Genomic DNA, 11,655 nt, shown 5'->3' on the forward strand with positions numbered 1-11,655 from the left:
GCGGCGGGCGGGCCCGCGCGGCCCCCTCGGGCCACCACCCCGCGCGCGGGCGCGCGTGGGGGGGCCCGCGGGCCCGGCTGGCCGACGAGGGCGGCTGCCGGATCGCGCGCGCCGTCCCCTATCTGGACCGGATGGACCTCGCGTACGCGGCGGCCGACCTGGTGGTCTGCCGGGCCGGTTCCGCCACCGTCGCCGAGCTGGCCACCACCGGGGTGCCCGCGGTCCTCGTGCCCTATCCGCACGCGCCGGGCGACCACCAGACCCACAACGCCCGCGTCCTGAGTGACGCCGGGGCGGGGGTGCTGGTCCCCGACGCGGAGACGACGGCGGAGCGCCTCGCCGATGTGGCGGGCCCGCTCCTCGCCGACCCCGCCCGGCTCGCCGCGATGAGCGGTGCGGCCGGCCCCTCCACCCATGCCCGCGCGGCGGATCTGCTTGCCGCCCGGGTCCTGTCCCACGCAAGGGAGTTCACCTCATGACCCTGTCCCCGGCCACCTCCCGCTGGCAGAACCGCACCGTCCTCGTCACCGGAGCCGAGGGCTTCATCGGCTCCACCCTGGTCGACCTGCTGGTCGAACAGGGCGCGCGGGTCCGGGCCTTCGTGCACTACAAGCCGTACGGCGAGAAGGGCCACCTCGCCCGCCATCTGGGCAGCTCCCAGGTGGAGATGGTGGCGGGCGACATCCGGGACGCAGGCCGGGTCGACGACGCCGTGGCCGGCTGCGACACGGTCTTCCACCTCGCGGCGCTGATCGGCATCCCGTACAGCTACGACGCCCCCGGCGCGTACGTCGCCACGAATGTCACCGGCACCGAGAACATCGCCGAGTCCTGCCGCAGGCACTCCGTACGGCGTCTGCTGCACACCTCGACCAGTGAGGTGTACGGGACGGCGCTCACCGCCCCGATCAGCGAACAGCACCCGCTCCAGCCGCAGTCCCCGTACTCCGCGTCCAAGATCGGTGCGGACATGATGGCGCTCTCGCACTGGCACGCGTTCGGACTTCCGGTGACGGTGGTGCGGCCCTTCAACACCTACGGACCCCGGCAGTCGGCGCGCGCCGTCATCCCCACCATCCTCGCCCAGCTCCACGCCGGAGCACGGGAGATCAGGCTCGGATCGCTCACGCCGACCCGTGACTTCACCTATGTCACGGACACGGCGCGCGGCTTCCTCGCGCTGGCGGAGTGCGACCGGGCGCTCGGCGAGAGCGTCAACCTCGGTACCGGGCAGGAGATTTCGATCGGGGAGCTGGCGCGGGAGCTGATCGCGGCATCCGGCCGGGACGCGGAGGTCGTCGTCGACCCGGCCAGGCTCCGCCCGTCGGGCAGCGAGGTCCAGCGGCTGCTGTCGGACAACTCGCGGGCCCGTGCATGGGCCGGCTGGCAGCCCGAGGTCCCGCTTGCCGAGGGGCTGAAGCGGACATCGGAGTGGATCGCGGAGAATCTGCACCTCTTCGCGGCCGACCGCTACCAGGTCTGATGCGCTGCGGACCGCTCCAGTTCTGATGCGTCGCGGGCCGCCCCAGTTCTCATGCGCGGCGGACCGCTGCCGGGTATCAGAACGGGTGGGGGCCGGGGAATCACCCGGGCTGCGCCGGGGGCGGATCCGGCGCCATGGACGGGGGCGGGGGAGGGGCCGGAGGCTCGGCGGCGGCGCTCAGCCCGGTGCAGAGCAGCAGCGTGAACTCGCGCGCCCACTCCCCGTCCACCGGTTCCGCGCTCACCAGCGCCCGGTGCACCACGGCCCCCGCGACCACGTCGAAGATCAGGTCGGTGTGCCGGGCCGCGGTCTCGGGGTCCTCCTCGAAGGGGAGTTCACCCCGGGCCTGGGCCCGCTCACGGCCGATGGTCACCAGCCGTTTCTGCCGGTCGACGATGGCCGAGCGGATCCGGGCGCGCAGCGCCTCGTCACTGATCGACTCGGCGACCACCGCCATCAGCGCGGTCTTGGTCTCAGGCCGGGCGAGGAGCGCGGCGAACTGGAGCACCACCCCCTCGATGTCGGCGGCCAGACTGCCGCGGTCGGGCAGTTCCAGCTCGTCGAAGAGGACCGCCACGGCGTCCACGACCAGTTCGTTCTTGTGCGACCAGCGCCGGTAGAGCGTCGTCTTCGCCACCCCCGCGCGGGTCGCCACATCGCCCATGGTCAGCTTCGACCAGCCCAGGTCGACCAGCGCGGCTCTCGTCGCCACGAGGATCGCGGTATCGGCCTCTGCGGAGCGTGGGCGACCCGTTCGGGTGGGCTTGCTGAGCGGCATGACCGCGACCATACCGGTCAGTAGCTCAGCCGCCGTGAGTCAGATCACGGAAAACCGGCGGAGGATTTACGCCCGTGGTTCCCGGTGGACCAGTTACGCTACGAGTCGTAGCGTAAGGAGGCGCAAGCGCGCCCCGGCCGCACGAGCACCACGCGACGACCACGCGACAACCGGGTGACAGAAGAACAGCACGAAAGAGCCATGGGCGCCAGGGTGGGGACCCTGCGCCCGTCCGGGCCCCTCACCGGGCCGACGGTCCGCGTCCGTCCCGTACGCCCCGCATCCGGCGGGGGGTGTACGGACGGGCCGGTCCCGCACCACCGGCGGATTTCGCCGACAGCTTGCTGAACGGCTTTCCTGAACGAGTGGTGGAGGGGGGAGGATGTACGTATGCAGCCTAGGAACATGTCCATGAGCGGCGTCGTCGACCTCGCCGCAGTGAAGGCCGCCGGCGAGGCCCGGCAGAAAGCGGAGCAGGCGCGGGCCGAGACCGCCAGGCAGGGCGGAGCAACTCCGGTGTCGCCCGTCTCGCTGGTGATCGATGTCGACGAGGCCGGCTTTGAGCGCGATGTCATCCAGCGCTCGGCCGAGGTCCCGGTCGTCATCGACTTCTGGGCCGAGTGGTGCGAGCCCTGCAAGCAGCTCGGCCCCCTGCTGGAGCGCCTCGCCGTCGAGTACAGCGGCCGCTTCCTGCTCGCCAAGGTCGATGTCGACGCCAACCAGATGCTGATGCAGCAGTTCGGGATCCAGGGGATCCCGGCCGTCTTCGCCGTCGTCGCCGGGCAGGCGCTGCCGCTCTTCCAGGGCGCCGCGCCGGAGGCCCAGATCCGGCAGACCCTCGACCAGCTGATCCAGGTCGGCGAGGAGCGCTTCGGCCTCACCGGGATCCCGGTCGACCCGGACGCGGAGCCGCCCGCCGCGGACGCCGAGCCCGCCGAAGCCCCGGCCGGTCCCTATGACGCGCTGCTCGAAACGGCCGTCCAGGCGCTGGACGCCAATGACTTCGACGGTGCGGTCCAGGCGTACCGCAGCGTCCTCTCGGACGACCCGGCCAACGAGGAGGCCAAGCTCGGTCTCGCCCAGGCCGAACTGCTCGGCCGGGTCAAGGACCTGGACCCGCAGCAGGTCCGGAAGGACGCGGCCGACAAGCCCGCTGACGTCCCGGCGCAGCTCGCCGCCGCCGATCTCGATCTGGTCGGTGGTCATGTCGATGACGCCTTCGGGCGTCTGGTCCAGACTGTGCAGCGCACGGCGGGCAGCGACCGCGAGGCAGCGCGGGTCCATCTGCTCCAGCTCTTCGAGGTCATCGGCTCCGAAGACCCGAGGGTGACCGCGGCGCGTTCCGCCCTGGCGCGGGTGCTGTTCTGACGCTGGTTCTGAAGGGGCGTCAGCCGTTTCTGAACAGTCATTAAACGCGCGGTGTCGGCGGGTTGCCGCTGACGATTTGGCGACACAGCGATAACCGGCGGCCGTACTTTGCCAAAGCTTGGCAATTGCGGCCGTCTGTTACTCCGAGTAAATCAAGTACGTCCTTCTGCCCGGTTATGGGCGCCTACCACCCGATGTGGCGCCGCCGTCGGCTCCACCCTGTGTGCCCGGGCGATATCGGCCGGTCGCGGTTCGGTTATCCCGGCGTTACTAGCCGGTAACGAACCCCTTGTGCCACAGCCGCGAATGCACCACGATCGGCCAGGCTCGGTCCAATAACGCACCAGCGCGGCAACCGGTCGCGGCGTGGCCGCTTGGGTCCCCACCGAGCCGGTCGGCGGCAGTGGGCGCCGGCTGCGGGACAGGGGGGTTCCTGCCACCCGGCGGGGCCTGTCCAGCGGTTGCGCGAAGGCGTGGCCAGTGGTTGTCGCTCGGGGGTGATCGCCGGTGCTTCGGACGCGGTTCGCGCTTCTGAACCGGGCGCTCTCCTTCCCGAGGACGTAGCACTTCTCCCATCCCAGGACGGGCTTCGAACCCGATCCGGAGATGTACGTCCGAGAAGGAGGAAACTAAGTGAGTTCCCAGGTACGTGGCGGAACCAGATGGAAGCGGTTCGCGCTTGTCATGGTGCCTAGCGTGGTCGCCACCGCTGCGGTGGGCGTCGGCCTCGCGCAGGGTGCGCTCGCCGCTTCGTTCAGCGTGTCGGGTCAGAGCTTCAAGGTCAGTGCCGACAGCCTGGACGGGCACGACTTCCGTCAGTACGGAAGCGTCGCGACAGGCAAGTCGCTGGACGGCAAGAACGCCGCTCACGCGGTGGCCGTGTCGGGGTTCAGCAGGGCGAAGATCCAGAACCTGTGTCAGTCGGTGGTCACGCCGAACCTGCCGTTCGGCCTGGGCGACATCACGCTCCAGCTGCGCGCGGGCACCGACTCGAAGAGGCCGGTCGTAGCCAAGGATCTCTACATCGACGTAGCGGACCTCAAGGCTGACGCCGACTTCAGGCACATCGACATCGGTGTCGCGGCGAAGGACTCCGGCATCCAGCCGGGTACCGAGAGCAAGGTCAACGGGAACGGCTTCTCGCAGCGAGCCGACAGGGCCGTGCTGACGAATGTGAAGCAGACGGCGTGGGCGACCACGGCCGGCACCTTCAAGCTCAGCAACCTGACCCTGAAGCTGAAGCACGGGACCGGCGCCGGAAACGAGTGCTACTGAGCACGCCAGGGCGGCCGGGAGGCGGGCTGTTCAGTCTCCTGGCCGCCCGACCCTCTTCACTTTTCACAGCAACACCGGTACCAGGGAGCTGTTTTCCATGAGCGCCGAGTCCACAGGTTCCCGCGATTTCTCCTACTGGAGGCTTCGCTTCCGCGCCTGGCGGGGGAGCCGACCCTTCTGGGCGGGCCTGTTCACCGTGCTGGGTGGCGTACCGATCGCCTACTTCCCGTACGCCAATATGCATCTCGGGAATGTGACGCTCGCGATGTCCACCACGGCGGGCTCCGGGTCGCTGATCATCGGTGTCCTGCTCGTGACACTGGGCCTGACGATGTGGTTCCACGGCGTTGTGCGGGTGTTCGCGGGAATAGCGACGATCCTGCTCGCGCTGATCTCGCTCCCGGTGGCCAACATCGGCGGTTTCATCATCGGCTTCCTGCTGTCGATGATCGGCGGGGCGCTCTCGCTCTCCTGGGCCCCCGCGAAGCCGGAGGCCGATCCGGCGGTGCCCGCCCAGGGCGGCTCCGAGGGCGGGACTCCGTACGGAAGCGTGCCCGGAGGCACCGCTCCCGCGGACGACTTCTCTCCTTTCGGCCACGCTCCGGCCGTCCCTGAGCAGAAGTCGGCCGGATATGACAAGGACACGACAGTGGATGCCAACGGTGGGAGGCACCGTGCGGGGTGACGAAGCGCAGCTGAGTACCACCGAAGGCGACGACTACCGGGAGAGAAGAGGCGGCCGTCACGCGGCCCCCCGGAAGTCGCTGCTGACGAAGCTGCACATACCCGCGAGCAAGGCGATAGCCCTGGCGGCCATGCCCACCGCGGTGTTCGTCGGGATGGGACTCACCCCCAAGCTGGCGATGGCCGACGACCACGGCGACATCCCGTTCGCGGCCGGCCCGTGTGTGTCCCGTTCGGACGACCCGAGCCCCTCGGCGAAGCCGTCGGACTCGCCGAGCCCGTCGGACAGCGCGTCGGACAAGGACGCGAAGGACGACAAGGCCAAGAAGGACGCCGAGACCAAGAAGGACGACAAGTCCGCGGACGCCTCGGACACTCCGTCCCCCTCGGCCACTCCATCGGCGGACGAGAACGGTGCGGCCAAGAAGTTGGGCTCTACGTCCGGTTCCTCCGCCTCGGACCACGGCACCCCTTCGTCCAGCCCCTCGCCGTCCGCTTCGGAGACGAAGAACCCGCTGGACCCGCTGGGTGTGGGTGACGCGCTCAAGCACCTGTTCAACCCGGACAAGGACAAGGCGAGTTCGTCCGCTGACCCGTCCTCCTCCACATCGTCCAAGAAGTCCGGGGAGACAGCGGCGGAGAAGAAGGCCGCGGAGAAGAAGGCCGCGGAGAAGAAGGCGGCCGAGAAAAAGGCCGCCGAGAAGAAGGCCGCCGACAAGAAGGCAGCGGACACCGCCGGGAAGACGGTCGACGAGGTCACGGGCGCGGCGAAGACCACGGCCGACAAGACCGCCGAGAAGATCCGCGAGGCCGCAGCCGAGGCGGGCAAGCCGGTCAAGGAACTCCCCGCGGACGCCAAGGGCCTGGACCCGAAGAAGGACACGGCCGTCCCGGACGGTGCCAAGCCGTCCTACCCGTGCCCCACCGCCGACCCGAAGGCGCTCGCGGCGGCCGACGAGGAGAAAGGCATCCCCGCGCTGCCCGACGACCCGTGGACGCTGAAGAGCTCGATGCTGACCCTCAACGGCCTTGACTACAAGGGCATCGTCGAGGTCCGGACGGGCAGCGGCAAGATCAAGAAGGTCCTGAAGTTCACCGCGTCCTCGCTTGACATCAAGGACCTGCACCAGATGACCGTCGGCCCGAACGGGTCGACCGGCCATGTGCAGGCAGCGTCGGGCTCGACGTCGACCATCCGCGACGGCCAGGTCACGATGTACACGGAGTCGCTGAAGGGCAACCTCTTCGGCCTCATCCCGATCACGTTCAGCCCCGATACGCCGCCGCCGATCAACGTACCGTTCGCGTTCTTCACCAACGTCACGGTCAAGCAGGCAGGGCAGTTCGGCGGCACGCTCCATGTGCCGGGACTCCACAACTACTTCACCGGCGCCTGACCCGCCGGAGCGAGAACTTCCGGGAGCCGCGGAAACGGCTGTGGCCCGCCCCTCGAAACGGAGGGGCGGGTCACAGCCGTATGCGGGCGGAACCGCCGCGGGGCACCGGGCAACCGCGCGGCCGGCCTGTGCGGCAGAATCACCGGAGCCGTGCACATGTCCAGTGGCGCGGCCGGGGCCCGCGCCACCGGGTGGCGGGCGGGAAGCGTGGGGAGTGAGCGGTGGGGGCTGTCGACGGCTGCCGGACGTCGGACGATGACGGCGGGCCCGCCGGGCGCACACCGCGGGGGCCTGTCGGCCGGATACCGCGCAGGTCCGTCGGGCGTACACCGCGCGGGCCTGTCGGCCGCATACCGGATGGATCCTCCGGGCGCACAGCGCGCGGGCACGCCGACCGCATACCGGATGAGTCCGCCGGGCGTACACCACGAGAGCCCGGCGACCGAATACCACCGCACCTTGCCCCGCCCCGACCCGCCCCGAACCGCCTCACCCCGACCCGCTTCACCGCCTACGGGAAGGACCTGCTGCGCGGCGAGTGGCGCCGGATCGTGGGCGAGCCCGTGCGGACGCTCGGACGGCGCGGGGTGCCGGGGGTCGCGCTGGGGGTGCTGGCCGTCCTCGCGGTGATCGTCGTGCATGAGCTGATACGGACCCACGCGGGCGCCACCGCGATACGGCTGACCGGCGAGGTCCGGGCCGATCTGCCCCTCCCGTTGGTCCTGTTGCGTACGCCGGTCTCCCTGGTCCTCACGGACCCCGGGCTGCCCGTCTGGGCGGGACTGCCCAAGCTGTTCCTCGCCTTCGCGCTCGCCGAACTCGTCGTCGGCCGCACCCGCACCCTGCTGCTGGCCTGCGGTACGTCCCTCGCGGGCACTCTCGGCGCCCGCGCGATGATCGCGCTGGGGCACGGCCCGCTGGGGCTGCCGCCCGAGACCGCGCATGTACTCGACACCGGCCCCTCCGCCGCCGTGGCCGGGCTCTTCACCTATCTGGCCGTGGTCCGGCGCGCCCCGGTGCTGGCCGCGCTGACCACCGGGGTGATCGTCGTCCAGTCGGTGCTCCGGCCGAACCTCGCGGGGCGCGAGCACCTGCTGGCCATAGGGGTCGCGCTGGTCGTCGGGGTGGCCGCCTTGGTCCGCTCCCGGCAGACGGGGGCGGGTGGCGAGCCGGCCGCGGCCCTGGCGGGGTGACGGGGTTCCGGGGCACCTCGGGCGTATTCTCCGGGCCGCCGGACATTCCCGCCGGGACACTCCCGCCGACCCCCACGAGGCCACGATGCGAAAGATCATCCTGATGATGTCGGTGTCCCTGGACGGGTACATCGAGGGGCCGGGTCGCGACATCAGCTGGCACCGGGTCGACGACGAACTCCACCGCCACTTCAACGCGTACCTGGCGACCGTGGGCGGCTTCCTCGACGGCCGGGTGACCCATGAGCTGATGGCCGGCTACTGGCCGACCGCGGACGCCGACCCGGCCGGCAGTGAGCCGGTGAAGGAGTTCGCCGCCATCTGGCGCGAGATGCCCAAGATCGTGTACTCCAGGACCCTGGAGCGGGCCGGCTGGAACACCACCGTCGTACGGGAGGTGATCCCGGCCGAGGTGCGGGCGCTCAAGAACCGGCCGGGCGGGGACCTGTCGCTCGGCGGCGCCGGTCTCGCCGCCTCCTTCATGGCGCACGGGCTGATCGACGAGTTCCGTATCTACGTCCACCCCGTGATCGTCGGCGATGGCACCCCGCTCTTCCCCGTGGCCGGGTCCACCGTCGGCCTCGACCTGGCCGAGTCCCGTGTCTTCGGTAACGGCGTCGTGCTGCTGCACTACCGGCGGGCGGGTGAACCGGCCCCGGAGTGACCGGGCACCGGACTGCGGTGGCCGACGGTGCCGTGCGGTACGGGGCGCTGCGTACGGGGCGTGCCGTACGCACCGTCGATGCCGTGCGTACGGGGAGTTGCCGTGCGGCCGGACGGTGTGGTCGGGTCGCACGGCGCCGAGGGCAGCCGGAGTGGCCGCACGGGGCAATGGGGCTGCCCCCCAGCCTGGTGACACGACGTCACGCCCTTGACTAGTGTCCGGCGCGTGAGCATCTGGACTTCTCTGGAGCCTGCGTCCACCACCGTGGACCCCGGCAGTACGGCCACCGTGCGGCTTCGGCTGCGCAACACGGGCGACGTCGTGGACGAGTACCGGTGCGTACCCGTCGGTGACCTCGCCCCGTACGTGACCGTCGAACCACCGACCATCCGTCTCTTCCCCGGCACCACCGGCACCGTGACCCTCACGTTCGCCCCGCCGCGCACCCCCGACGCCATCGCGGGACCCAACCCGTACGGCATCCAGGTCATCCCGACCGAGCACCCCGAGGCGACCACCGTCCCCGAGGGCAACGTCACGATCACCCCGTTCTCCGAGATCCGCGCGGAGCTCGTCCCGCACACCGTCAAGGGCCGCTTCCGCGGACGCCCCAAGCTCGCGATCGACAACCTCGGCAACACCAAACTCACCGCCTCCGTCAACGGCAGTGAGAACGGCGACCAGCTCACGTACGAGATGTACCCGGCCAACGTCCAGATCGAGCCGGGCCGCGCCGCCTTCGTGAAAGCCACCCTCCGGCCCCGCCAGATCATCTGGTTCGGCCGCAAACAGGACCGCCCGTACAAGCTCGCCATCCAGCGCTCGGGCACCAAACCCCTGGACGTCGACGGCACTTACGTCCAGCGCGGCTTCCTGCCCCGCTGGCTCGCCACCCTCTTCGCGGTCTTCATGGCCGTCGCCATCGTCTTCGTCATGTACTGGTTCACCCACAAACCCCAGGTCGCCACCCGCGCCACCGAGAAACTCCAGCAAGCGGGCGTCGCACTCCCCACACCCACCCCGACACCCAACCTGCCCACACCTTCGGATCCGCCGCCCTCACCGGACGCCCCCAAGCCGGGCGCAGGCGGCGACAGCGCCGGGGCCGGAGGCAACGGCAGCGGTGGAGGCGGCGGCGCGCCCAAGAAGAAGGATCCGGCGGACCTGAAGCATGTTCTGATCCGGAACGCGGTGACCAAGCTCTGCGCCGACCTCCCCGGCAGGGACAAGGGCAAGATCAACGGTCCGGTCACCGAGAACGACTGCGCCCCTCCGGAAACGGACAACCAGGTCTGGGATTTCGAGATCCATTACGCGCACGGCGGCCCGAACGACCACAGCCTCTTCACGATCCGCAACACCAATGATCATCTCTGCATGGACCTGGGTGAGTACGGGGCCAGGCCGGCGGGGACACCGGTCGCCGAGTTCACCTGTGACGGCACCAAGGCCGACAACCAGCTGTGGTGGATGGAGAAACAGTCGGACGGCCACTACTACCTCCACAACTACCTGAGCAAAGACCTCTGTCTGAGCGTCAAGGGCGAGAGTTTCCTCAGCCAGTCCTCCGACGAGAACCGCCTCACGATCGATCAGTGCAACACCGATGACCGTGAGTGGGACATCCTCAAGGCATCCCCGGGGTTCTAGGGTCCCTCCGGGAACGTCCGCCGCGCGGGGCCGGTCTCTCGGCAGCGGGCCGGGGGCGTGGCTCCCGTACGTCCGTCCCGCCGGTCGGGGGCGCGTCACTGCGCGTGGGCTACGCTGTGCGGCCATGCATACCGGGACGGCATCGCGCCACTCACGGACAGGTGACCCGGTGCTCCGCTGAGCGCCGTACGGGCCGGTGCGGGCCCGCTGTCCTGCCGGGGACCGTGCGCTGCCGCGCGGGCTCCGCCTCCGTCGTGTTGATCACAGGCTCAACTCATCAACCACGACAGGAGAGTTCATGCCCATCGAAACACTGGAGATCCCCACCCCGGACGGTCCGGCCGACGCCTTCGCCGCCTTCCCCGACCACGGCGGGCGGCACCCGGGGGTGCTGATGTACGCGGACGGCTTCGGCATCCGGCCCGTACTGCGGGAGATGGCCCGCGAACTGGCCGGGCACGGGTACTACGTGCTCGTCCCCCATCTCTTCTACCGGCACGGTCCGGCCCCGCTGATCGACCTTCCCGAGCACATCGGAGAGGAGGCGAGGGCCGGGGTGTTCGCCCAGCTGATGCCGTTGATCGAGGCGCACACCGCCGACCGCGCACTGCGGGACGCCGCCGCCTACCTCGCGTTCCTCACCACCCGGCCCGAGGTGGCCGCCGGGCCGGTCGGAGTGACCGGCTACTGCATCGGCGGTCTCCTGGCGGTGCGCACCGCCGCGGCCCACCCCGGGCGGGTGGCCGCCGTCGCCGCGTTCCACGGTCCCGTGGGCGCGGCCGGGGCCGACGTCCTCGCCGGGATCACAGCCCGGATCCACTTCGGCCATGCCGAGAGCGACCTGACACCGGAGGCCCTGGGCGAGCTGAACCGGGTCCTGGACACGGCGGGGGCCGACTACACCTCCGAGATCTACCCCGGCACGGTCCACGGCTTCACCATGTCCGACACCGACTCCTTCGACCCCGCCGGACTGCGGCGCCACTGGGACCGCCTGCTCCCCCTCCTCGACGGAACCCTGACCGGCAGCTGAGGCCCCCGGCGGCTCGGGCCCGGCACTGAGGCCGACAGCTGAAAGGCCCACAGCTGAAGGGCCCGCAGCCTGGGCCAACGGCGGGGGGGCGCCCCCCCCCGGGGGCCGGGGGGGGGGGCGCCCGGGCGGC

The 11,655-nt window shown here is 70.6% G+C and carries 11 protein-coding genes; 10 read left to right on the forward strand and 1 reads right to left on the reverse strand.

Annotation, left to right across the window (positions count from 1 at the left end):
* Both ACFXBC_RS28325 and ACFXBC_RS28330 read left to right on the forward strand, forming a co-directional pair.
* The coding region (locus tag ACFXBC_RS28325; protein ID WP_385030456.1) for a glycosyltransferase at positions 1-479 on the forward strand (479 nt) is incomplete at its 5' end.
* A complete protein-coding gene (locus ACFXBC_RS28330; RefSeq protein ID WP_385030459.1) occupies positions 476-1,483 on the forward strand; it encodes an SDR family NAD(P)-dependent oxidoreductase in 1,008 nt (335 codons plus the stop codon). The genes ACFXBC_RS28325 and ACFXBC_RS28330, both read left to right, overlap by 4 nt.
* A gap of 100 nt (positions 1,484-1,583) precedes the next feature.
* On the opposite strand, the gene ACFXBC_RS28335 is transcribed toward ACFXBC_RS28330, so the two are convergent.
* The gene (locus ACFXBC_RS28335) at positions 1,584-2,261 is read right to left on the reverse strand and encodes a TetR/AcrR family transcriptional regulator (RefSeq protein ID WP_385030461.1); all 678 of its coding nucleotides are present in this window, start codon (positions 2,259-2,261) and stop codon (positions 1,584-1,586) included.
* A gap of 390 nt (positions 2,262-2,651) precedes the next feature.
* Between ACFXBC_RS28335 and ACFXBC_RS28340 the strand changes: the two genes are divergently transcribed.
* The 8 genes from ACFXBC_RS28340 to ACFXBC_RS28375 all read left to right on the forward strand — a co-directional run bounded on the left by ACFXBC_RS28340 (position 2,652) and on the right by ACFXBC_RS28375 (position 11,525).
* Positions 2,652-3,629, forward strand: coding sequence for a tetratricopeptide repeat protein (locus tag ACFXBC_RS28340; RefSeq protein WP_385030464.1), 978 nt, complete (start codon positions 2,652-2,654; stop codon positions 3,627-3,629).
* A 633-nt stretch (positions 3,630-4,262) separates the two neighbouring features.
* A complete protein-coding gene (locus ACFXBC_RS28345) occupies positions 4,263-4,904 on the forward strand; it encodes a DUF6230 family protein (protein WP_385030467.1) in 642 nt (213 codons plus the stop codon).
* Between the two features lie 97 nt (positions 4,905-5,001).
* Complete coding sequence (locus ACFXBC_RS28350; RefSeq protein ID WP_385030470.1) at positions 5,002-5,589, forward strand: DUF6114 domain-containing protein; 588 nt, start codon at positions 5,002-5,004, stop codon at positions 5,587-5,589.
* Complete coding sequence (locus ACFXBC_RS28355) at positions 5,579-6,985, forward strand: hypothetical protein (protein WP_385030523.1); 1,407 nt, start codon at positions 5,579-5,581, stop codon at positions 6,983-6,985. The genes ACFXBC_RS28350 and ACFXBC_RS28355 overlap by 11 nt, the downstream gene beginning before the upstream one ends.
* Before the next feature lie 551 nt (positions 6,986-7,536).
* Positions 7,537-8,178: a hypothetical protein gene (locus ACFXBC_RS28360; protein WP_385030473.1), complete on the forward strand. Its 642-nt coding sequence runs from the start codon at positions 7,537-7,539 to the stop codon at positions 8,176-8,178.
* Positions 8,179-8,263: 85 nt separating this feature from the next.
* Positions 8,264-8,842: a dihydrofolate reductase family protein gene (locus ACFXBC_RS28365; RefSeq protein WP_385030476.1), complete on the forward strand. Its 579-nt coding sequence runs from the start codon at positions 8,264-8,266 to the stop codon at positions 8,840-8,842.
* A 225-nt stretch (positions 8,843-9,067) separates the two neighbouring features.
* Positions 9,068-10,492 (forward strand): RICIN domain-containing protein, encoded by a 1,425-nt coding sequence (locus tag ACFXBC_RS28370; protein ID WP_385030479.1) that lies wholly within the window; start codon positions 9,068-9,070, stop codon positions 10,490-10,492.
* A gap of 298 nt (positions 10,493-10,790) precedes the next feature.
* Positions 10,791-11,525, forward strand: coding sequence for a dienelactone hydrolase family protein (locus ACFXBC_RS28375; protein WP_385030482.1), 735 nt, complete (start codon positions 10,791-10,793; stop codon positions 11,523-11,525).
* Positions 11,526-11,655: the final 130 nt, after the last annotated feature.

This window comes from Streptomyces sp. NPDC059398 (assembly GCF_042751845.1).
In the GTDB taxonomy this organism is placed as follows: Bacteria; Actinomycetota; Actinomycetes; order Streptomycetales; family Streptomycetaceae; genus Streptomyces.

Bases quoted from the DNA above. Each gene is read 5' to 3' on its own strand.
- ACFXBC_RS28330 (WP_385030459.1), top strand. From the start codon at position 476: ATGACCCTGTCCCCGGCCACCTCCCGCTGGCAGAACCGCACCGTCCTC.
- ACFXBC_RS28335 (WP_385030461.1), bottom strand. From the start codon at position 2,261: ATGCCGCTCAGCAAGCCCACCCGAACGGGTCGCCCACGCTCCGCAGAG.
- ACFXBC_RS28340 (WP_385030464.1), top strand. From the start codon at position 2,652: ATGCAGCCTAGGAACATGTCCATGAGCGGCGTCGTCGACCTCGCCGCA.
- ACFXBC_RS28350 (WP_385030470.1), top strand. From the start codon at position 5,002: ATGAGCGCCGAGTCCACAGGTTCCCGCGATTTCTCCTACTGGAGGCTT.
- ACFXBC_RS28365 (WP_385030476.1), top strand. From the start codon at position 8,264: ATGCGAAAGATCATCCTGATGATGTCGGTGTCCCTGGACGGGTACATC.
- ACFXBC_RS28375 (WP_385030482.1), top strand. From the start codon at position 10,791: ATGCCCATCGAAACACTGGAGATCCCCACCCCGGACGGTCCGGCCGAC.